A 21,598-nucleotide genomic window follows, 5' to 3' on the forward strand; every position below is an offset into this window, starting at 1 on the left:
TGGTAGTGGCTTGACCAACCGGAGTCGTTGAAGCCCTGTTAGCTGGGCTTGACCGGGAGGAACAGGCGTAGCCGAAGTGTCCTCAGTCGGTTGCTTGGGTTTCGACGGCCACGGTGGAGCCGGTGGCTGTCTTACGGACGTAGAGGCGGGATTGAATCCGCCGACGTAGTTCCGCGACGTGGCTGACCAGTCCGACGGTGCGGCCACCTGAGCGCAGGCCGTCGAGGGCGTCGAGTACCTGGTCGAGTGCTTCTTGGTCGAGAGTCCCGAAGCCTTCGTCGACGAAGAGGCTGCCGAGTTGGGTGCCGCCGGCCTCAGCCAGGACGACGTCGCTGAGGCCGAGCGCCAGGCACAGCGAGACCAGAAAGGTTTCCCCGCCGGAGAGGGTGGCCGGGCGGCGTTCCTGGCCGGTCCAGGCGTCGACGACGGACAAGCCGAGCCCATTGCGGCCGGCGCGGCGGCCGGTGTCCGACTCGGTGACATGGCGCAGTAGGTAGCGGTTGTGGGTGACCTGCCCGAGTCGGGTGTTCGCCGCTGTGACGACGTGCCGGAACCGGTGGGTCAGCACATAGGTGGAGAGGGTCATCCGGGTACCGCTGTCGCTGCTCTTGCCCTCGACGAGTTGGGCGAGGCGGTTGGCGATCTCGTACTCGGCGCGGATGGGTCTCCACTGAGCGAGGGCGTTGACCAGATCCGGGCCCAGCTGCTTCAGCCGGTCGTGTTGCTCGACGGCGAGGCCATGCTGGGCGTGCAGCTCCGTGGCCCGCAGTCGGGCGGCTTGGTAGGTCTGTTCGCTGCCCTCAACGTCCGGTGATGGTTGGTGTGCGGCGGCGAGCAGGGTGGGGTCCTGTGCTCGCCCTGCGGCCTGGTGGTGCCCGCCGTCGAAAGCGTCGATACGCTCCTGCAGGTCGACGATCTCGGGGTCGGTCAGGGCTGCGGCCCGCGCTGCCACGGTGTCGGCGAACTCCGACAGGTGCAGGTGGTGCTGCGCCTCCCGGTGGGCGTCGGCGAGTTCCCTTCCTGCCTGTAGCCACTGCCCCAGGTTGGTCGCTGCGGTCCTGACCTCGGCGAGTTCCCCGGTCAGGCGGGTCACCCGCACCCGCAGGGTCTTGTCCTGGCCGCGGACGGCGTCGATGCTCTCGTCGAGTTCGGTGATCTGCGCGGTCAGGGCGGCCTGCTGGGCGTTCGCTACCGCTTCGTCGCGGCCGATGTCGGCGGCCTCGCGGTGCTGATCGGCCAGCATCACGTCGAGGGTTTCCAGGTGGGCGCCGAGATCGTCGGCCAGTTTCGTCGCCTCGGTCGCCGCCCGCACCGCCTTGCGTGCCTCGGTGACCGTCGACCTCGCATGTGCTGCGGTCAGGTCACCGACCGTCTCGGTGACTTCGTTGAGCTGGGCGTTGATGCGCTCGACGGTGATCTCGGCGCTGCGACGTTCGTCGAGCAGTTCGCCCGCCTCCGTCTTGGCGTGGTCCTCGTCGGCGGCGGAGACGGCGTCGGCGGCTGCCTGCGCGGGTTCGGGGTGTTCCGGGGAGCCACAGACCCCGCAGGGCTGACCGGGCCGCAGTTCACCAGCGAGCTCCGCGGCCATGCCGGCCAGCCGACGCTGCCGTACGTCGAGGTGCCGGGCCTCGGCGGCTTGGTGGCGGTCGACGGCAGTACGCCGTTCCTCCTCGGCGGTCGCAAGCCGCGCGGTGAGGTCGTCGCGGCGCTTGCACGCCTTGGCCTGCTTCTGCGCCTCGTCCAGCCGCAGCTCGGCGGCCTCCCGGTCGGCGGCCACCGCCAGGGCCTGCTCGCGCCGGCCAGTGATCTCGGCATGCTCGACAGGCAGCTCGGCCAGGCGGGCGTTGACCTTCTCGCTTCGGCTGGCCAGATCTTCGAGCTTCTTGCCGACCGCTGTCCGCTGCCCTCGCAGCGTGGTCCGTCGCGCCTCGCTGTCGATCGCGGCTTCGGCGGCACGCAGCTGCGTGGTGCGGGTCTGTTCCGCCCGGGTCAGCGCGTTGACGTCGAGGTCGGCCACGTCGACGGCCTCCCCGCTGTCCGGGACAGTCAGCGCGATACGGTCCGGCAGCACCGCCACGTCAGCGGGCAGCGAGGCGAGGTGTTCGATCGTCGTGCGGCGGAGCAGGTCGAGGTCGGTGTGCCGCCGGTCGACCTGGTCGAGGTACGGCTTCAGCGTCGCCGCCGCGCGGGCGGAGTCGAGCTGGCGCTTCCAGCGGTCACGCTCCGGCTTGCGTGTCGTCAGCTCATCGCGCTGCTGCACCGCCGCCTGGTACTCCCGTTGCTGCCTGGCGAGGGTCGCGGCGGCCTGCCGAACCTGGTCGAGGCGCTGCTCCTCCGCCGTAGCCACGGCCATGTTCTGGGCCAGGGTCTCCACCAGGTCAGCGGCCCGGTTTCGGTGCGCGGCGGCCCAGGCGTCCAGCTCACTCAAGGTGTCAGGCTTGTCGAGATCGGCGGGCACCTCGACCTTGACCACCTCGGCGAAGCGCTGCGTCAGGTCGCGGATCGTGCCGAGGGCCGCGCGTTCCTGCTGGCCGAGTTGCGTCCGGTGCTCCGCCAGCCATCCCTCGGCGCGGGTGAAGATCTCGATGTCGAAGAGGCGCCGCAGGAGCCCCTGCCGGTCGTCGGCAGACGCCTGCAGGAACCTGGCGAACCCGCCCTGGGGCAGCAGGACCACCTGGCAGAACTGCTGGACGTCAAGGCCGGTCTCCGCCCTGATCAGGTCGGCGGCTTCCCGGTGGTCCTTGGTGACGAACTCGGTCCGGTCCGGGAGCTGTTCGACGATCTCGACAAGGGCCTGTTGCCGGGTGGTCCCGCTGCCGCGTCTACGGGGACGTATCCACTCGGGGCTGCGGCTGATCAACAGCCGTCGGTTGGTCAGGGTGACGTCCAGTTCGACCCGGGGGCCGACGCCAACGGCGGCATGCTGCGAGTGCAGCGACTTGGCATCGTCCCGGAAACCGGGCACGGACCCGTACAGGGCGAAGCAGATCCCGTCGAGGATCGTGGTCTTCCCCGCGCCGGTGTCCCCGTGGATCAGGAACAGGCCGTCGGCCGTGAGCGCCTCGAAGTCCACGCTCACCGTGTGGGGAAACGGCCCAAAGGCGGTCATGGTCAGCCGGTGCAATCGCATCAGCGGGTCACCTCCACCCGGCGCAGCTCGTCGAAGGTCCGCTGCAGCAGCGCGACCTCGTCGTTGTCCGCCGGCCGACCACGCACCTCGGTCACGAAGTCCAGCGCCACCTCCACCGGTGACAGCCGATCCAGATCGGCGAGATCCCGGCCGCCCACCTCGACGGCCAGGCTCGGCACCACGAGCTTCAGCAGATGTGGGAACCGACGCTTGAGCCGCTCGTGCGGCGACAACGGACGCACCACATCGGTCAACGTCGCCTCGACCCAACACTGCTCATACGCGCTGTAGGCAGGGCTGTTCAACAATTCCTCCACGGTGCCGGTGAGCCGGGCCATCCGCCTCGGCACCGGAGCAGGAACCTCCTCCGCACCACGCAGCCCGTCGACACCAAAATCCACCAGATAGGACGACTTGACGTGCGCAGCCTCGGAGAAGCTGAACGCCAGCGGTGAACCGCTGTACCGCAACCCGTCGGCCAGACGCTGACGCCCGTGCAAGTGACCCAACGCCACATAGTCGACGCCCTCGAACACCGCACCGGGCACATGCTGCACTCCACCCACGCTGATGTCCCGCTCAGTGTCACAACCCTGACCGCCGGACACGAAGGCGTGCGCCATGACGACGGACCGATAGCCGGGACGAAGGGCCAGATCCGACCGAACCCTACTCATCGCGGCACGCAGCGCCGCCGCGTGACTCCGATCCTCGACCCCCCAGGAGGCAACCGCCGACGCCGGTTCGAGGAACGGCACCGGGTAGCAAGCGACCCTCGCGTCCTCGTCCTCCAGCAGCACCGGCGTACCCACCGCACCCGTGCCCACCCGCACGTGCACACCGGCCCGCTCCAGCAACCGGGAACTGACACCCAACCGCGCCGGCGAATCATGGTTCCCGGCGATGACGACCACCTGGGTCCCCACCTCCAGCACGAGCCGGGTCTGCGCCTGATCCCACAGACCGACCGCGTCCGGCGGCGGCACCGCCCGGTCGTAGAGATCACCCGCGATGAGCACCGCATGAACCCGCTCGCTCCGAGCAACCTCGACGAGATGGTCGATGAACGCCTGATGCGCGTCGTGCAGGCTGATGCCGTGCAGATGACGGCCCAGATGCCAGTCCGAGGTGTGAAGAAAACGCACGAGCCGAGACGCTAGAACATCCATTGACCGCTGCACATCACCCCAGCCGACCACACTTCCGGACGAAGATCGGGTGTGTCCCGGCAGTCCGTACGGGAAACCTTTGCTATGGGATGGCTGGAGGAGCGGAGGGTGGTCCTCTTGGCACCGTCGGCGCCGCTGGCCTTGGAGGGCCTCGTGCCATACCGCCACAGCCGACCGGTCGCACTGTCTCACACTTCGGCGAGGACACCTCGGGTAAAGAGTCGTCCGCTGTGGACCATGCGGTGAGCTACCCCACTTCGGTGGAGAGAGGACCCCACCGTTCTGGTGTCAGTGATGTACGCCAACAATGAAATCGGCACCATCCAACCAATCGCCGACATAGCCGCCATCACCCGCCGCCACAACGTGCTACTACACACCGACGCCGCCCAAGCCATCGGCGCACTGGACATCGACGTCAACCGGCTCGGCGTCGACCTGCTCACCATCTCCGCACACAAGATCTACGGCCCCAAAGGCATCGGCGCCCTCTACATCCGCCGCGGAACGCCCTTACGGCCCCAATACGCCGGCAGCCAGGAGCACGGCTTCAGGGCCGGCACCATCAATCTCCCCGGCACCATCGCCCTCGCCGAAGCCCTCCGCATCCTCGCCACCGAACGCGAACACGAAACCCCACGCATCGCGCAGCTACGTGACAGCCTCGCCGACCGACTACTCGCCGCCCTTCCACACGCTCACATCAACGGCAGCCCCGAGCACCGACTACCCGGCAACCTCAGCCTCACCATCCCCGGCATCGACGCCGCCGATCTCATCGACGCCCTACCCGACCTCGCCATCTCCAATGGATCAGCTTGCGCCAGCGGGCACGCCAAACCGTCCCACGTCCTCACCGCCATCGGCCTGCCCGATTCCGACGCGCGAGCTACCATCCGCCTCAGCCTCGGCCGTGAAACCCGGGAGAGCGACATCGAACACGCCGCCCACCGGATCGGCAGCTCAGTCGCCACGACACCACCGCCGGGGTAAGCGTTGGCTACCATGCTCTCTTGAGCTCCTAGGACGTGAACTCACGCTCACGCATAGGGGCTGACCTGCTCGCAGCCGCACATAACTTCCTCATTAGCGCGGGATGAGCATCAACACGGCTCCGTCGTCGGAGACAGCGGTGACGTCGTCGCCGGGCTCGCGCCTCGCGGCATCACCCTCCTGGGCTCGCCGCCCGGCTACCCGCCTCTGAGCCTCGATTACCCTGTCCGCGTCGCGGTCGGCAAGCGCTTCGTCCACCTCCGCGGCCAAGCCGAACACCACCTCAAGCTCTCCGCCCGGCAGGGTGATCAGATTGCGGACGCCCACGACATCCAGCCCGCCGCGGGTCCGGCGCTCGACCCTCTGCGGCCGCGCCTGCGCATCTCGATCCAGGTTGGCCCGAAACACTGGAGGTGCCCACCTCTGGAACGCATAGTCGTTGCCGGCGAAATCGGCGAGGCTGGCCCAAGATGCCTGCGTCCCCGCCCGCACCAAGTTCTCCGCCGACAGCGGCACTTGCGCGTCGATGTCGACATGAACGGTCCGCTCGAACGTCTCACGCTCGACGTGCACCTCCGCAAAGTCCTCGAACGGTTCCGGCAGTTCCACCGCGCTTGTTCCCGGCTCGTGGCGCCCGCGGTGTCCGGGGTACAGCTCGAGCGCCCGACAACGCACCCTGTCGTCCGCGAGGACGGTACCGACGGCGAGCCCTGGAGGTTGGCGACTCGCGACAGCCACACCGCGCAACTGCACACAAGCCGATGCCATTTGATCCAGGCCATACCTCCAAGCCTTGGTGCCTTTACATTCGACCACCGCGTAGTGGAACCCGTCTTCGCTGCCCGGGCTCTCCGCGATCAGCAGATAGTCCGGGCGTCGGCCCCCGCGCTGCACGACGGATGAGGTGACACCATCGGTCCTGATGACGCCGCTGGACAACGCAACGTCGATATCGATGACACCGGTAACCGTGGCACCGGGCCAACGCGCCGCCACCCATTCCTGCGCCCGGTGCACGGCGAAGCCGATGCCCAGTTCCTCCGAGGTGACCCTTCGCTGGCTCCCGACGATCCGCCGGCCCGCGGACGACAGGCACAGCTGTCCATCCGGGTCCGCATCGAACAGACCCAGGTACCGCAGCAGTGACCAGTGTCGGTGCGCCTCGTACAGATCCGTCTGGTACTGCGGCTTCGTCGCCACCGCCAGCCGGAGCAGCACATCCAACGGCCGCACCGTCGCCTCACCATCGAGCGCGGGCACGTCCCGCACGCCCAGTTCATCAGTAATGCACGCCTGCACGTCAGCGCAGAGCTGGGCATCGCTCACGCCGAAGTACGTCCAAGGCTGGGCAACGATGTCGAGCGCTCGCCGTAGATCCACCCTTGGCATTCTGCCCACCCCCGGCAACCGCCGGTGTCCCCCGCCCTTCCCGACGGCTCCGCGCGGGCCCTACCGCCGCCTCGACATCTCGTGATTGCGAAGATGGGTGCAGCGTTGGGGTTCGAGTCGCCTCAAAGGCCGAACGCCTCGAAATTGGCCTTGACCTGGAGTGTTGGGCTTGGGCTTCTGTCGGGATTGACACGAACCGATGCCCAACTTGGATTGGGCCTGGTTGGCGTCATCCCGCTCAGCTGAGCTCAGCTTGCTGGACTGGAGCGGGGTTCGAGCCGTCGGCCCGAGCCCCGTCTCGAACCCAGGAAGGTCTTCTCGACGGTGATCGTTGGCAGGTCGGTTGGCCTCGTGGCCGTGTCGGGTCGCTTGGCCCATCGGGGTGGCCTGCGTGTCTGGTGTGATGTACCGGTGAGGGTGCAGGGCGACAGCGAGTTGACGGTGCTGGTGGATCGGTTGCGGCGGGATCGTCGCCGTGATCCGTACTCGGGCCGGGACGCCTACTCGCGTACGGCGCGTGAGGTCGCCGACCGCTGCGAGGAGTTGATCGAGGCGGGTGAGGCGTCGGTCGTGGTGCCGGTGCTGCGCAAGGCGGTCGATCGGATGACGGGTGCCCTGATGTACATGGACAGCTCCTCGGGCGTGCTCGGCAACGACCTCGCGTACCTGATGGAGGTCTACGGCCGGGCGTGTCGGGCCGCGCCGCCGCGGCCGGCAGGGTTGGCGGCGTGGCTGGTGAAGCTGGTGTGTGACGGCCCAGGCTGGCCGGATGTGGTGCTGCGCGAGTGGGCGCCGGCGCTGGGGCCGAAGGGCCTCGCCGAGGTCACGCGGTTGGTCGACGAGCGTGCCGCCGCTGGGACCGAGCCCGATGGCTGGCACGGGCAGTGGGCGGTGCGGTACCTGCGGGAGCAGATCGCCGAAGTCTCCGGCGACACCGACCGCTACGTACAGGTCCTGGCGGAGCATCTGGTCAGCGCCGCCCAGTACGGGCGGATCGTCACGGTACTGGGGCAGGCGCAGCGCCCGGCCGAGGCGATCGGCTGGGCCCGACGCGGACTCGCCGCTCACCCGTCGGGGCATCAGGCTGTGGCGCTACGGGACCTGCTCGTCCGGCTGTTGATCGAGACCGGTGAACCGGAGGCGGCGGTGGCCGAGCGCCGGACGGCGTTCGACATTCAACCGACGATCGACAACTTCCGGTCACTGCTGGCCACGGTGGCCGACACCGACCGGGACGCCGCGCACACCGAGGCGGCGTTGACGGTGGTACGCGAACGCGCCACAGGGCAGGCGGGATATCTGCCCCATTTGATCGACGTGCTGATTCTCGCCGGTCGTGACGACGAGGCCTGGCACACCGGGCTCGCGCGCTGGAACGAGACGGTAGTTGTCAAGTCAAACTGAGACGGTCTGTTCCTGCTGGGTTGGCTGGTTGATCCAGGCCTGGTCGGGCAGTTTCGGTGCGCGCGGCGGGCGGTTGAACCGGTCCGGGTGGGCGGCGTGGGCGGCGTCGAGGGCGTGTTGGCGTTGCTCGCGGATCTGCTCGGCGGTGCCGTAGTGGACCGACGCTGGGGTGTGCCAGCCGATCCCGGAGTGCCGGTGCTCGTGGTTGTAGGCGGTGAAGAAGCCGTCGCAGAAGATCCTTGCGTCAGCGAGGGACCCGAACCTGGCCGGGAAGTCCGGCACGTACTTCATGGTCTTGAACTGGGCTTCGGAGTACGGGTTGTCATTCGAGGTCCGAGGTCGGGAATGCGAGCGGAGGACACCGAGGTCGACGAGCATCTCCGATACCGGCTTCGACACCATGGCGCCGCCACGGTCGGCGTGGATGGTGTGTGGCTCGATCCCGTTACGGCGGATCGCGTCGGCGAGGAAGTCGCGGGCTACGACCGCGTCCTCCCCGGCGGCGACGAGCCAGCCGGTGACGTACCGCGAGTAGATGTCGATCACGACGTAACACCGGTACCAGACGCCTTTGACAGGTCCTTTCAACGCGGTGATGTCCCAGGACCACACCTGACCCGGCCCGGTCGCGACCAGCTCCGGACGCACCCGGGGCGGATGGGTCGCCAGCCGGCGTCGTTCCCGGCTCTGCCCGGCCGCACGGGCGATGCGATACATCGTGGACATCGAGCAGTGGTAGCGGCCCGCGTCGAGTTCCCTGGCCCAGACCTGCGGGATCGCCAGGTCGGCGTAGGCCGGCGAGTTCAGCATGGCGAGGACCCGGTCGCGTTCGGCCGTGCTGAGCGCCTGCGGCGGCGGGGTCCGGGGCAGCCAGGCCCGTGCCGCGGTCCCACCACCGGTGTCGCCCGCCGGTAGTAGGTCGCCCGCGAGGTCCCGGTCAGCGCGCACGCCCGCTGCACCGAGATGTCCGCGTCGCGTAACTCGCCGAACACGGCGGTCAGGACCTCCTCGGCGGGTTGTCGTTGTCCGCGCTCTCGGAGAGTTCTTCCAAGAGCGCGTGTGCTTTTCCCATGATGTCCAACGCCATGCGGGTCTTCTTCAGATCCGCCTGCAGCTTCTCGTTGTGCCGGCGCAGCTTCTCCAGTTCGCTCTGTTCCGCGGACTTCCTCACCCGCGACCCGGCCGCGGCAGTACCGGAATCCGTAACCGGAGCTCCTACCTGGCCGAGTTGCCCGGCATCGCGAGCCCGTGTCCATTCGATGATGTGCGACGAGTACAAGCCTTCCCGGCGCAGGATCGCACCTTTCTCTCCGTTCGCGGCGTTCTCGTACTCGGCGACCATCGCGAGCTTGTACTCCGGGCTGAACACCCGCCGCGACGGCCTCGGCGCCGGGTCCCCGCCGCCGGACACCGGCTGCCTGCCAGATGAAGTGGACACGTACACAAGGATCTCCGATCCCCGCCCTCAGCAGGTCACCACCCCACTCACACGGGGTGTCTCACACCATCCTGACCAAGAGGGCTGAGCCAAGGCCACCAAGCGAGACGCTCCCTGGAGCACGACCCCATATCAATAGCACCACAGGACCGAAGATGGCAGTTCCCGCCGAGTCGCACACTCAGCGGAAACTGCCTTCTCCAATTTCGACGAAGGTCCGAGGAGTGGGTCCCTATTCCCCGCCGAGCGCTCGGAGAACGACGCCCTCGACGGATTCGAAGATCCCGTCTCAAGCCACAGACCAGCGAAAATCGCAAGAGATCATGCGCGGCGGAACGAGTCACGCGATGCACCGCCAACAGGAAAGGAGTTCCAAGCGATGGCCGCGAACCCTGAACGACACGGGCGAAACCCGTCTACCCAATGGGGAACACAACATGCCGTATTTGCAACCAGAATTGCCCAATCAGACCGATCAGGATTACCATTCACATGGCAGTACGGGAACCACGGACGCGGCAGCATCGGGCGAAATTCAGGTAATCGTGCCGCCAGCCCCTCCGGCATTCGGACCGGCCGCTGCGCGCGCCCTCCTACGCCTCCTCGTCGAGGTGCACCGCGAGCGCTCGGATGCTGCTGAAGACCCTATGGAGGAAACATGACCGTTGACCGTGAACACCTGAGACACGACCTCGCGCAGAGAAGCTTCGAAGCCCCGCCGCTCCCCTTCGCGTTCTACGGCCGCGTCTCCACCGAGGACAACCAGGACCCGGAGTCGTCGCGCCACTGGCAACTCTCGCTCGCCCGGACCCTGATCACACCCCGAGGTGGAACAATCGTCGAGGAGTTCTTCGACGTGGGCCACAGCCGAGCGTTGCCGTGGCAGCGCCGTCCGGACGCCACCCGGCTGCTCGCCGCGCTGCGCAACCCACGCCGCGGCTTCACCGCGGTCGTCATCGGCGAGCCGCACCGCGCCTTCTACGGCAACCAGTTCGGCCTGACCATGCCCCTGTTCACCCACTACGGCGTCCAACTCTGGGTACCGGAGGTCGGCGGGCCGATCGACCCCGACAACGAGGCACACGACCTGGTCATGTCCGTCTTCGGCGGAATGAGCAAGGGCGAGCGGAACCGCGTCAAGGTCCGGGTCCGCACCGCCATGGCGTCCCAGACCCAACTGGAGGGCCGCTACCTCGGCGGACGCCCACCCTACGGATACACGCTCAAGGACCTCGGACCGCACCCGAACCCGGCGAAAGCCGCCGACGGCAAACGCCTACGCGGCCTGACCCCCGACCCGCAGACCGCACCCGTCGTCCAACGCATCTTCGCCATGTATCTCGCCGGCTACGGGATCTTCGCCATCGCCGAGGCCCTCACCCGCGACGACATCCTCTGCCCCTCCGCCTACGACCGCGCCCGCAACCGCCACCGAGACGGCCTGGCCTGGTCCAAGACCGCGGTACGGACGATCCTGATCAACCCCCGCTACACCGGCCGTCAGGTCTGGAACAAGCAACGCACCGACGAGGTCCTGCTCGACGTCAACGACGTCGCCCTCGGCCACACCCCGATCATGCGCTGGAACCGGCGCGACCGATGGGTGACCTCCAACGAACTGGTCCACGAACCCCTGATCGAGCAGCACGACTTCGACCGCGTCCAGGAGATGCTCAGCCTGCGGGCCCGCACCGCCACCGCACCGAAACGGGCCCACCGCTCCCGCCACCCCTACGTCTTCAAGAGCCTCGTCCACTGCGGCATCTGCCACCGGAAGATGCAGGGCCAGCACTCCCACGGCGTCGCCTACTACCGCTGCCGGTTCCCCCAGGAGTACGCCCTGGCCAACAGGGTCGACCACCCCCGCAACGTGATCATGCGGGAGGACATCCTGATCACCCCGCTGGACACCTGGCTCGTCCAGGGCTTCGGCCCCCTCCAGCGGCGTCACACCATCGCCACGCTCCTCGACCAGGCCCACACCGGCATACCGACCCCCACCCCGACCGCACCGCAGGCACCCACCATCGCCGAGTGCGACGCGAAACTGGCCCGCCACCGGGCCGCACTCGAAGCCGGCGCCGACCCGACCGTGGTCGCCACCTGGATCGCCGAGACCCAGGCCGAACGCCAACGCGCCGAACGACTCCAGCACGCCGCCCCAGCCGTACAGGAAACGGACAGCCCGCAGCGGTTCACCGAGGAACAGATCACGGCCGTCGTCGACGAACTCGGAGACCTCGTGCACGCACTGCGGGACGCCGAGCCGGAACGCAAACTGGAGGTCTACCGCAGCCTCGGGCTGCACCTCGCGTACGACCCGGAAACACAAACGGTGCGGGCAAGTGTTGACCTTGCCGCGCACCGTTGGGATTCGGTTCGTGTCCGAGGGGAGATCGATACCAAAACCCCACCCTCACAGTGCATCGACGACGACGCAGCTATCGAATTTCGACCGTAGCTGCGGGTGATACGGACCTTCCCGACCGCCCCTCAAAGGGTAGCCCAGCCTGAAGCAAGTTTCCATACGCCCTTGGGCATGACGTGGTTGGGGACGAGGCGGAGAAGAAGCTGCAGCAGTTCCTCGCGGGACTGTTTCCATACGCCCTTGGGCGTGACGCGGTTGGGGACGGGCGACGACGCCAAGAGCGCCCAGTTCACCCCGAAGATGTTTCCATACGCCCTTGGGCATGACGTGGTTGTGGACGGTCCGGCCCTGCACTACGTGCTGTGGAAGTCGTTCATGTTGTTTCCATACGCCCTTGGGCGTGACGTGGTTGGGGACGGGTGAGACGGTGCGGGTGGACGAGGGTTGGTACTTGTTTCCATACGCCCTTGGGCGTGACGTGGTTGTGGACGACACGGCTTACTTCGACTCGAAGCGGGCCGAGAGTTTCCAGACACCCTTGGGCGTGACGTGGTTGTGGACCTCCCAGCGTCCAAGAGACGCGTGGGCAGTGGCGTTTCCATACGCCCTGGGGCGTGACGTGGTTGTGGACACGATCGCGAGCCTGATGAGCGGCTGCACCGGGTCTCCATACGCCCTTGGGCGTGACGTGGTTGTGGACCCTACTGCTGTCGCCCTGGGCTTGACCAGGGTGTTTGTTGGCAGGTTACATACCCCCTCGGTCCGGACGGTCCAACAATAGCCGCCAGTCGATGATTATGCCGCGTTCGCGCTGGTGAAGGCCATTGCACAGGGGACAAGGTGGGGCATGATCAGCTACCCAGGTCCGCTTCGGCGGTTTCTGCGCCGTTTGGACGGTGTGCGGAGGGAAGCTTGGCGGGTGGTCGGGTGGCTTGCGCGGGATGGGCACGGATGGGGATGTAGGTGTTGGTCTCCTGGTCGTAGTGGAGTAGGCGGGTGTTGGTGAAGAATCGGGTGGTCGCTTGGGCGAGGTGCCATCCGATGGCCATGGCGAGCACTTTGGGCATTGCGGCGGCGATGATGACCTCGCGTGCTCCGGATTGGTTCTGCACGGCGATTATCGCTTCGGTGAGGGGCTTGGCGAATGTGGCGATTTCGGGGCCGGTGAAGGTGGTGCGGCTCAGTTGTGTGATGTCTTCTGTCGCGGCTGGTCGGATGCGTTGGCATCGGCTGATGGGGTATTCCGCGTATGTCACCTGTGGGGTCATTCTCGCTGCGGCGGGCGCGAAGGCGAGGATCAGGCCGACGGGAGCGTCCGGTGTCGTGGTGTCGAGGGGAAGTTCTTCGGTGACGAGGGTGGCGGGGGTGACCGCCTTGGTCAGGGTGAAGGTGATGGGTTGGGGTGTGCGGGGGTCTGGTAGTTCGAGGAGTTGCAGGTCGTCGACGATGGGAAGTTCGGCGCCGATGGCGAGGGCGGCGGGCCAGAGGATGTTGGGTGCGATGGTGTAGGCGGTGTCGTCGCGGTCGGTGTTGATCACCGTTTCGAGGGCGGCGGCGATGTCGGCGCAGGTGGCGCTGAGGTCGATGACGCTCTGGTGGGTGTGGGTGGGCAGGTCGGCCCAGCGGGTGACGGATTTGAGTGACATGCGGCGTCGGGCGGCGATCTGGATGGCGGTGTCGTGCAGGTCGGGCATGTCGTCGGCGAGGAGCCGGACGTAGAAGAGGGTGCCGGTGCGGCGGTGGATCAGGCTGCGCCAGAGGACGGCGGCGAAGAGCAGGACAAGGGCGGCGGCGAGCAGGGTGGCTCGTTCCGGGGACACCTGGCGGGGTGGTTTCAGGGGTAGCAGGTCTTCGACGATGAGGCCGAGGGCTGCGGTGGTGAGGGCGGTCAAGGCGGCGATGGCGAAGTTCGCCACGGTGGTGAGCAGTGGGCCGGAGGCCGGTCGCCACCGTCTGATGCCGGCTCGGGTCCTGGCGGTGGGCATCGGTGCGGGGTTGTTCATCTGATCCTGACGAAGGTGGTCGGGTGGGTGCCGGCGGTCTGGTAGAGGTCGGCGTGCCTGTCGGTGACAGTGTGGTCGAGGGGACCGATGCGCTTTTCCAATGCGGGCCAGGTGTGGGCGTGGCGGATGGTGTAGGCGATGGTTTCGACGGCGACGGGCTGCGGCTCCAGTGGGGGCGTGGCGTTGTCGAGGTGCAGGACGCCGACGATGGCGGTGTCGTTGTCGAGGCGGGCGCGGAGGAGCCAGTTGGTGGTCCAGGCCCACAGGTGGGTGTAGGGGGGTGGGCTGGTGGGGGGTGCGCCGATGTGGAAGCCGTCGTAGTCGGCCCAGGCGGTGCCGTCGGCTCCGGTGAGGGTGGCGGCGAGGTGGTGCCAGGGGATGCGGCCGTGGGAGTGCAGGACACCGGTGGTCGTCGCGCTGGTGGTGTCCATGGAGCTGGTCATCGCGCCGGTCCTTCGGTACGAACTGTGGGTTCCAGGTCGGGAGTGGTGACGGGGTCGGGTGTGGGTGGGGTGTCGAGGCGCAGGGTGCCCATGCCCCGGGTGGTGCGGGAGCCGAGTCCGATGAGTCCGTCGTGCAGGTCGCGCAGGACGTGCTGGATGACGGTGTGCGCCCAGTCGGGGATGTCGGTGAGTGCGTCGATGCGTAGGTGTAGTCGGCCGGTGGTGACCGGGGTGGTCTGGTAGAGCAGGCCGTCGTGGGCGCCGCCGGTGACGCGGTCGATGGCGACGTGGGTGCGGGCCGGTGGGCGCTGGGCGTCGAGGATCGGGCTGTCGTGGAAGACGAGGCGTCCTCGCCTGCCCTGGTGGCCGAAGAGGTCGCAGGTGGGGCAGGTGCCGCAGCCGGTCTGTTGTCGGCAGGCGGTGTCGGGGCCGTAGCGGGAGCGCAGGATGTATTCGGCTCGGGAGCGGAACAGGCCCTTCCACGCGGAGCCCGGGACGAACGGTTGGTTGTCCCGGGCGCGGGCGGTGGCCGCGCCGGTGGGTCGCGGGTCGCCGACGAGGAGCGCGTCGACCAGGTTCAGGTCGACGTCCAGCCAGGGTCGGGTCGGCGGTGGTGTCGGGGTGATGGGGTGGGTGGCGACGGCTTCGACGAGCGCGGGGCCGGTGTGGGTGAGCCAGGTGCGCATGCCGTCCGGGGTGGTGGGGTTAATGCTGCCGTGGCGCAGTAGGCGTAGCCGGGCCTGGCCGCCGCCGGTGGTGCGGTCGCGGCCGATGGCGGGTTGCCAGGCGGCGAGGGCGTGAAGGTGGTCGTCGGTGAGCGGTCCGTCGTGGCGTAGGTAGGCGGTGAGGGTTCCGCCGGTGGCGACGGTGCGGCTGTAGCGCAGGGAGTTGGACCGGGCGGCGCCCCGGTGCCGGTCGATCGCGGTCTGCCCGACGATTTCGGTGATGGTTTCGCTGCCGGGGTCGGGGGCGAAGTGGGTGCCCAGAATCCACAGCGGGGACGGGTCGGTGGTGTCGCCTTGGTGTGCTGGGGGGCGGCTGCCCATGAGGGTGGTGTCGAGGGTGGTGCCGTGGCGGGTGTCGTGCCTGCGCAGGTGTGCGCGGAGTGATCCGGCGAGTGCGGACCCGGGCACCCAGGGTCGGCCGTCGGTGTCGTGGAGCAGGTCGCGGTCGAGGGTGGGGTCTTCGATGGGTACGGTGCCGACGGCCCAGCCGGGTTCGACGGTGATCTCGGCGATCAGGAAGGTGATGATCATCGTGCCGCCTGTCGTGCTGCTCGTTGGCGGTCGGCGGCGGGTGTGGTGAGCACGAGGGTGGTGAGGTCCCGCAGGGTGGCCGGGGCGAGCCCGTCTAGGGTCTTGCGGAGTTGGTCGCGTTGCCGGCCGGAGAGGTCGGCTGCGGTGGGCTGTTTGAGCAGGTCTACAAGCAGGTTGGCGGGGACGGTGCCGGTGCGGTGGTGTTCGACCTGGAGGGCGCGGAGGGCACCGATGAGCCACCGCCAGGCAGCGTCGTCAAGGCCTATGTCGAGTAGCCGCTTGTGCAGTGTGGACGGCGTGTCGGTGGCGATGCTCTCCTTCCTGTTACCGGCAGCGGTGGGTCGCCAGGGTTGAGTGGCGATGGTGACGTCGCCGAATCCTTCGGACCGGCGTAGGCCGATGCCGTAGCGCACGAGGCGGGTGGCGAGCGTGGCGAGGACATCAGGGGTGCCGGTGATCCGGTAGGTGGAGCCGGCGGTGGCGCAGAGTTCGGCGGGTTTGGGCAGGCGGGAGGCGGCGTGCCAGCCGGACCAGGTGATCGCCCGGGTCCACGTCTCGGGCAGGAGGGTGGCTCCGGGGATGAGGTCGAGGGTGGGTTCGGGTGTCAGCCGGGGGCGTCCGGCGAGGTCGACGAAGACGGCGGGGCTGGCCAGTCGTATGACCAGCGGTTTTCCGGGTGCGGGCGGTGTCGGCGCGGCGGGCTGGTGTGCGGTGGTGGTGAGGTCGGCCTGTCCGCCGACGGTACGCCGCCCGCCGAGCCACAGTGTGTGGGGTTGTGTGAGCCACGGGTGGTGGCCGTGGATCAGGCCGGTCAGGGTGGTGCCGGCGGGCAGGGCGTCGTTGGCGTACAGTTCGCCGTCCTTGGCCCGGCCGGTGGCCGGGTCGATCGAGGTGCGGGTGATGCGGGTCGGCTCGCCGGGCGGGTCGAGGTTGCCTCGGCTCTGTTCGAGCCGCTGGCCGCAGCCGGGACAGTGGTCGCCGGTCTCGAACGCCCGGTCGACGACCGTCTCCGCGCACGTCGGTTCGGGCGAGTATTTGCACTGGAACACCGACAGTGGGATGCGGTGGCTGCCGGCGGGCAGCAGGTTCCCGTAGCGGATCGTCCCGTCGAAGAGGGTTCGGAACTCGTCGGTCTTCGGGTTGCCGCGCCCGGGTGGGCCGTGTTCGGTGATCCAGACGGCGGCGAGTGCGCCGCGGAGCGCGCTGCCCGGCACGTAGCGGTGGCCGGCGGTGTGGTAGCCGATCTCGGAGCCGACGCCGAGGGCGAGTCGTTGCCGGGCGGTCACGGTCACCGCCAGCACGGCCGGGCCGGGCGCGGTCATGATGACTCCTCCGAGCTGTGGAGCAGGTCGGTGAGGTGGTCGGCGCTGGCTGCGGTCCATGCCGGGTCCAGCGGGGTGATGCTCACCCAGCCGAGTCCGCGTCGCCGGTCGCCGCCGAGCGCGGTGACCGCGCGGGCGGCGGCGGTCAGCACCGCCTCGTGCCGGGGCAGGTCGGCGGCGGGCACCGGGCCGCTGCGTCGTACGGTGAAGGTGGCCTGGTGGGCGAGGATCTCTTCGCCGACGGCGAGCGCGCCGTCGACGGCGGTGTGCGTGATGTCGGAGATCTGGATCCGGGCGCGGGCACGGACCCGTAGCGGCGCGTCCCCGTCGCTGGTGAGGGTGGCGTCGGACCAGCTCCACGGCGAGGGCTGCCAGGCGGTCCCGAATACCGCCTCCACCAGGTGTGGTGGGAGGGTGAGCAGGTCCCGGGCGGCGGAGCGCATGACGCCCTTGATGCTGGAGGCGGGCAGCGGCACCTTCCGGTCGATGAGGCTGTCGGTGCCGTCGCCGGCGCGCCCGGTCGCGACCCGGAACGGCCCGTGGAAGGTGATCTCGAAGGTGAGGGTCACCGCCACCACCGGACCAGACAGAGCGCGTCGGCGACCGTGGCCGGTCCGCCGTGGGTTAGGAACGGGTCGAGGACGTCGCTGCGGTCGAGGCGGCGGGCCTGTTCGCGTAGCCGGGCGGTGGACAGGGCAGGCCGGGTGGGATCGATGAGCCGCTCGCAGACGGCCCGCCCGGACGGCGGTACGGTGGCCAGCGCCGCCAGCGCCGGCCCTAGAGCGGCCAGCTCTTGGGTGGTCCACCTGGCCCGGTGCCGGGGTGGTTGTTCACCGTCGCGGGTGACGTCGAGCCAGCCCACCGCCGCGTACCGCCCCTTGTGGTCCTTCTTCGCCTTCTTGAGCACGTCTTCGGCCAGTTCCACGCTGCGGCGGAAGGGGAACTTCGCGTGGGCGAAGACCAGGCCGGCGGACGCGGTCACCTGTTGCCCGTCGGGCAGCAGTCCGGCCGGGCCGTCGATGCCGCGCATCTGGTCGGCGAACGCCTCCAGATAGGTGGTGACGAATCGCCACGCCCGGTCGGCGACCACGGAGACGAGTACGTCGTCCCCGCCGACCAGATGCGGGATGACCGGCACCGTACGGGAGGAGCCGAGGACGACCCGGGTCGCCTCGACCAGCGCGGCGCGGGTGGCCGCCGACACCCGCGCCGACACCCGGGCCTTCAGGTCCCCGTCGCCGTGACGGGCGACGTGGTCGAAGAGCGCGCCGAGCCCGTTCCCGTCGATGTACACCGTCGCCAGGTGGTTACGGTTACCGTCCTCCTCACCCAGCGCGGCCAGTTCGGTGAAGTGCTGCACGACCTGACGTGGGGTCAGCGACAACGCCTCCAGCAGGTCGGTTTCCGCGCCGACGGGCACGTGCTCGTGCCACAGTCCGGGCTGTCGGTACCGGTCGGTGTACCGGGCCTCGCAGTCCGCGCAGACCGGCACGTTCTGCTCCTCGTGGATGTCGATGGTGGCGACCGTCGGGTCGACCCGGCAGCGGGCGCAGGTAGCCAGCACAGACAGGTCCGGCAGCGGTGGGAACGCCTCCAGGCCGGTACCTGTCTCGGGGTCGTGCATGGCCCGGTACGCCGCCAGGTAGGAGTCGGCGGCGGCCCAGTTCGCCCGCAGCCACACCCCGGGCAGCCGTCGCCGCAGCGCGTCGACGACCGTCCGGGCCACCTCCTCGGCGGCCCCGCCGCCGGGACCGTCGGCCGGGCCGGCGGGTATCCGCAGGGGGATCAGCCCGTCGGCCTCGCCCGCCTCCGGGTTGACCTCGGGCCTGACGCCCAGCTGCGCGGTGGCGGTGGCCAGCCAGTCGGGTAGCCCGGTGCGGTGCGAGGTGTGGCTGAGCCACGCCGACGCGCCACGGCGACCCTTCAGGTCCGGGGTGCGGCTCAGGTAGTCCCCGATCCGGACGGCGGCGACATCGATGAACATCCCACCCGTCATGAGCGTCGGCCCTTCGGCCGATGCTCCTGGTGCTCCTCATGGATGATCGGCAGGGTCTGGTCCGGGGCGGTCGGGTCGGGCAACGGCAGCAGCGGCCGTTCCTCGCCCTTCGCGAGGTACATGCCGCTGGTGACGGTGAAGAAGGCGAACGGCTCGTCGAACCGTTTCGGGTCCTGCTGCCGGTCCGTCCAGTCCGCGCCAGGCGGATACGACACCCGGGCGCCGTTGACCGTGCCGGCACCCAGCACCGCCGACAACGCCGCCCAGGTCGCGGTCACCTCGTCCGGGCAGGAGGCGACGAACGCGTCGACGAACACCTCCGGCGTGTACGCGGGCGGTGGGCTGTCGCCGTAGCGGCTGCCCGCGTCCCACACCTGCGCCTGCACGACGGTCGCGGTGCAGGAGCCGAGACCCAGCGGCTTGCCACCGCCCAGATGCAGCCGCGTCGGCCCTCTCTCCTCGGTTTCACCGCCGTGGCGCAGGGCCAGGTCCGGTTGCAGGGCCGCCAGCAGACCTCCTAGCTCGGCGGGGTCAAGGTTGTCGAACGTGACCGTCTGCGTCAGCGTCGTGCCGGGCGGGGCGAGCAGCTTGTCCGCGACCATCTGCGGCCGGTGATGCTCCTGCGCCTCGTGTCGGGGTGGATGCGTGCCGGGCGCGGAGTGCCAGTAGAACTTGCGTCCCCGCACCGGTCGTGGCTGCGACCGGTCCGGATCGGCACCCCACTCCCGCGTCGGCGGCCGCCCCCTTCCCGCCGGGCGTCGGTCGGCGTAGGACAGGTAGAACTGACCGGCCCCGGCATGTGGCGTGCCCATCGGCGCCCGCCGGAATGCGGTCAACGCGACCGGCCCGGCCGACACGGCGTCCCCGAACCGCACGTGACCGGCGTACGCCCGCTGGTCGGCCCGGCCGTCCTCGTCCCGCGCCTGCGTGTCCGCCGACCCGAACAACCGGCACGACGGGCACAACGACACCGGATCGGTGCACGGCAACAGGTCAGGCGGCACCCGCTCACCCAGCGGTCCCGTGCCCGGGTGCCGCCAGATCGCCGACAGCCGCACCTCGACCACCCGGCCGCTCCGGTCGCGGCGTACCCACAGCACGTCGCCCTCCTCGAACCAGCCGGTCACCGACTTCCGCTCGCCGATGACCTGCCCCCGGAACGTCACCGGCACCCAGCTGTTCTGCTCGGCCTGAGCGGGTTTTTCATGGCCGAGTTCCCGTCGTGCCGGCCTACGGTTCTGGACCGCCTCGCGGGCACCCGCCACCGCCTGCCGGAACCGTCGCCATGCCGCCTCGTCCACCTCCGCCTCCGGCGTCGAGCCGGGGATGTGGCCGCAGGCGGCGAAGTACAGGGCCGCACTGCCGTCCCGGCGTTGCGGCGGCCGTGCCCCGGCGTCGGTCAGCAGCACCACCCAGCCACCACCGGCCGTCACCCGAGCCCGCTCGTCCAGCTCATACCGCCCCAGACTGTTCCTTCTCTCCGGCGGGTTGAGGCCGACCCGGCTGCCGGTCCGCAGGCCAGCGCCGCAGGCCGCGACGAGTTGCCCGGAGCGGACCCACACGACTTGTTCTGCCGGTCGCACCGTCAGCGGCTGCCCGTTGAAGTCCGTCGAGACGACGGCGAGGGTCCAGTCGTCCGACAACGCCGAGGCGGTGTCCCGGTAGGACGGGACGAACTCCTCGTCGACGATCCGCAGGCAACCGCCGGCCATCGTCTCGTGCACCGACCGCACCACGCCCTTCACCGACGACCCCGGAAACCGCAACACGGCACCGTCGGCCGACCCGTCGGGCGCCTGGGCCGGCCCGGTGAACTCCCACCGCACCACCAGCCGCCCGGACAGCCGGCCCGGCGCCAGCCACTCGTGCCCCGCCGGCTCCCGCCGCATCACCCGAGCGGGGAACGGCACGAACGTGTACGGATTGACGAACCGGTCCCGACGCCGCCTCCGAGCCTTGGCAGCCTCGGCCACCGCCCGCTCCCGGCGGAGCGCTCCCTCGGACAGCCACCCGGACAGCCCACCCGGACGAACCCAGCAGCCAGGCACCGGCCCCGGCGAATCGAACAGGAGGAAAGCGCCGATCTCCCGGACCCGCGCCAGGGTCGCCTCGTCTCCGGGCAGCCCGAGCGACGTCGCAGGAAACGTGACGCCCCGGTCGTTGGTGTCCCGCTCGGTCAGCCGCACCGCCGCGCCGTCCCGCTTCGCCGTACACCAACGGGCCGGCGGGCCACACAGGTCCAGCTGGCAACGGCCGCCCTCGATGAACAACTCACCGGCCCTCGGCAGCGGGCCCCGCCCGCACTCGGCGGACACCTCCCCCGCATCCTCGGCCGGCACCTCCACCGTGCTCTCGCCGCCGCCTTCGCCGCCGTTGACCGGCACGTACCGCAGCAGCCGCGCATCCGCGTCCCACCCGGTGACCACCACCGACACCATCACACGTCACCGCAACCCGGGAACGCGTCCCGCCGGCCACCGCCGAAAGTCATGACTCCCATACGTACCGTTCCGCCAACACGGCCACAAGACCACGCCCGGACAACAACAGCGACCGCGACGGCACCCACCGTCACCAGATCGAGGCATCAGCCCTGGTCACCACACCAGCCACCGCAGACCGTCCAGGGCGATCCGCCCGCTGTCCACACCACGACACTTGCACCACTTGCCGCCCCCGCGACCGTC

15 protein-coding genes are annotated in these 21,598 nt (G+C 69.3%); 3 read left to right on the top strand and 12 right to left on the bottom strand.

Translation table 11 applies throughout. The features are described 5' to 3' along the window. Positions 1-82 precede the first annotated feature (82 nt). Together O7628_RS32265 and O7628_RS32270 are read right to left on the bottom strand one after the other, a co-directional pair. The gene (locus O7628_RS32265; RefSeq protein ID WP_278136111.1) at positions 83-3,124 is read right to left on the bottom strand and encodes an SMC family ATPase; all 3,042 of its coding nucleotides are present in this window, start codon (positions 3,122-3,124) and stop codon (positions 83-85) included. 5 nt (positions 3,125-3,129) lie between these two features. After that, positions 3,130-4,275, bottom strand: coding sequence for an exonuclease SbcCD subunit D (locus tag O7628_RS32270; protein ID WP_278136112.1), 1,146 nt, complete (start codon positions 4,273-4,275; stop codon positions 3,130-3,132). A 306-nt stretch (positions 4,276-4,581) separates the two neighbouring features. On the opposite strand from O7628_RS32270, the gene O7628_RS32275 reads away from it, so the two are divergent. After that, complete coding sequence (locus O7628_RS32275) at positions 4,582-5,292, top strand: aminotransferase class V-fold PLP-dependent enzyme (protein WP_278136454.1); 711 nt, start codon at positions 4,582-4,584, stop codon at positions 5,290-5,292. 93 nt (positions 5,293-5,385) lie between these two features. Here the strand turns inward: O7628_RS32275 and O7628_RS32280 are convergent, their stop codons facing one another. After that, positions 5,386-6,672 carry a hypothetical protein gene (locus O7628_RS32280; RefSeq protein ID WP_278136113.1) on the bottom strand — a complete coding sequence of 429 codons (1,287 nt, stop codon included), beginning with the start codon at positions 6,670-6,672 and terminating at the stop codon, positions 5,386-5,388. Between the two features lie 420 nt (positions 6,673-7,092). Between O7628_RS32280 and O7628_RS32285 the strand changes: the two genes are divergently transcribed. Then, entirely contained in the window at positions 7,093-8,085 is a 993-nt protein-coding gene (locus O7628_RS32285) for a DUF6880 family protein (RefSeq protein WP_278136114.1), read from the top strand. On the opposite strand, the gene O7628_RS32290 is transcribed toward O7628_RS32285, so the two are convergent. Continuing rightward, positions 8,077-9,033: a DDE-type integrase/transposase/recombinase gene (locus O7628_RS32290; RefSeq protein WP_278136115.1), complete on the bottom strand. Its 957-nt coding sequence runs from the start codon at positions 9,031-9,033 to the stop codon at positions 8,077-8,079. The two genes, O7628_RS32285 and O7628_RS32290, sit on opposite strands and share 9 nt — an antisense overlap. A 49-nt stretch (positions 9,034-9,082) precedes the next feature. Then, positions 9,083-9,427 (bottom strand): hypothetical protein, encoded by a 345-nt coding sequence (locus O7628_RS32295; RefSeq protein ID WP_278136116.1) that lies wholly within the window; start codon positions 9,425-9,427, stop codon positions 9,083-9,085. Between the two features lie 754 nt (positions 9,428-10,181). Here O7628_RS32295 and O7628_RS32300 point away from each other — a divergent pair. Continuing rightward, positions 10,182-11,984, top strand: a complete 1,803-nt coding sequence (locus tag O7628_RS32300; protein WP_278136117.1) for a recombinase family protein — start codon at positions 10,182-10,184, stop codon at positions 11,982-11,984. 758 nt (positions 11,985-12,742) lie between these two features. Here O7628_RS32300 and O7628_RS32305 read toward each other — a convergent pair. The 7 genes from O7628_RS32305 to O7628_RS32335 all read right to left on the bottom strand — a co-directional run bounded on the left by O7628_RS32305 (position 12,743) and on the right by O7628_RS32335 (position 21,349). Next, positions 12,743-13,807, bottom strand: coding sequence for a hypothetical protein (locus O7628_RS32305; protein WP_278136118.1), 1,065 nt, complete (start codon positions 13,805-13,807; stop codon positions 12,743-12,745). A gap of 83 nt (positions 13,808-13,890) precedes the next feature. Beyond that, positions 13,891-14,337: a hypothetical protein gene (locus O7628_RS32310; RefSeq protein ID WP_278136119.1), complete on the bottom strand. Its 447-nt coding sequence runs from the start codon at positions 14,335-14,337 to the stop codon at positions 13,891-13,893. Beyond that, positions 14,334-15,593 carry an RAMP superfamily CRISPR-associated protein gene (locus O7628_RS32315; protein WP_278136120.1) on the bottom strand — a complete coding sequence of 420 codons (1,260 nt, stop codon included), beginning with the start codon at positions 15,591-15,593 and terminating at the stop codon, positions 14,334-14,336. The genes O7628_RS32310 and O7628_RS32315 overlap by 4 nt, the downstream gene beginning before the upstream one ends. Next, positions 15,590-16,915 (bottom strand): RAMP superfamily CRISPR-associated protein, encoded by a 1,326-nt coding sequence (locus O7628_RS32320; RefSeq protein ID WP_278136121.1) that lies wholly within the window; start codon positions 16,913-16,915, stop codon positions 15,590-15,592. Before O7628_RS32320 ends, O7628_RS32315 begins: the two co-directional genes overlap by 4 nt. After that, positions 16,912-17,484 carry an RAMP superfamily CRISPR-associated protein gene (locus O7628_RS32325; RefSeq protein ID WP_278136122.1) on the bottom strand — a complete coding sequence of 191 codons (573 nt, stop codon included), beginning with the start codon at positions 17,482-17,484 and terminating at the stop codon, positions 16,912-16,914. The genes O7628_RS32320 and O7628_RS32325 overlap by 4 nt, the downstream gene beginning before the upstream one ends. Beyond that, positions 17,481-18,899: a hypothetical protein gene (locus O7628_RS32330; RefSeq protein ID WP_278136123.1), complete on the bottom strand. Its 1,419-nt coding sequence runs from the start codon at positions 18,897-18,899 to the stop codon at positions 17,481-17,483. The genes O7628_RS32325 and O7628_RS32330 overlap by 4 nt, the downstream gene beginning before the upstream one ends. An 8-nt stretch (positions 18,900-18,907) precedes the next feature. Next, positions 18,908-21,349, bottom strand: coding sequence for a TIGR03986 family CRISPR-associated RAMP protein (locus O7628_RS32335; protein WP_278136124.1), 2,442 nt, complete (start codon positions 21,347-21,349; stop codon positions 18,908-18,910). Positions 21,350-21,598 lie beyond the last annotated feature (249 nt).

It is taken from the genome of Micromonospora sp. WMMD956 (assembly GCF_029626125.1).
Lineage (GTDB): Bacteria > Actinomycetota > Actinomycetes > Mycobacteriales > Micromonosporaceae > Micromonospora > Micromonospora carbonacea.

What these genes read in the sequence shown, in the direction of transcription:
- O7628_RS32295 (WP_278136116.1), bottom strand. Translation starts at nt 9,427, where the DNA reads ATGGTCGCCGAGTACGAGAACGCCGCGAACGGAGAGAAAGGTGCGATC.
- O7628_RS32300 (WP_278136117.1), top strand. Translation starts at nt 10,182, where the DNA reads ATGACCGTTGACCGTGAACACCTGAGACACGACCTCGCGCAGAGAAGC.
- O7628_RS32310 (WP_278136119.1), bottom strand. Translation starts at nt 14,337, where the DNA reads ATGACCAGCTCCATGGACACCACCAGCGCGACGACCACCGGTGTCCTG.
- O7628_RS32315 (WP_278136120.1), bottom strand. Translation starts at nt 15,593, where the DNA reads ATGATCATCACCTTCCTGATCGCCGAGATCACCGTCGAACCCGGCTGG.
- O7628_RS32320 (WP_278136121.1), bottom strand. Translation starts at nt 16,915, where the DNA reads ATGACCGCGCCCGGCCCGGCCGTGCTGGCGGTGACCGTGACCGCCCGG.
- O7628_RS32330 (WP_278136123.1), bottom strand. Translation starts at nt 18,899, where the DNA reads ATGTTCATCGATGTCGCCGCCGTCCGGATCGGGGACTACCTGAGCCGC.
- O7628_RS32335 (WP_278136124.1), bottom strand. Translation starts at nt 21,349, where the DNA reads ATGGTGTCGGTGGTGGTCACCGGGTGGGACGCGGATGCGCGGCTGCTG.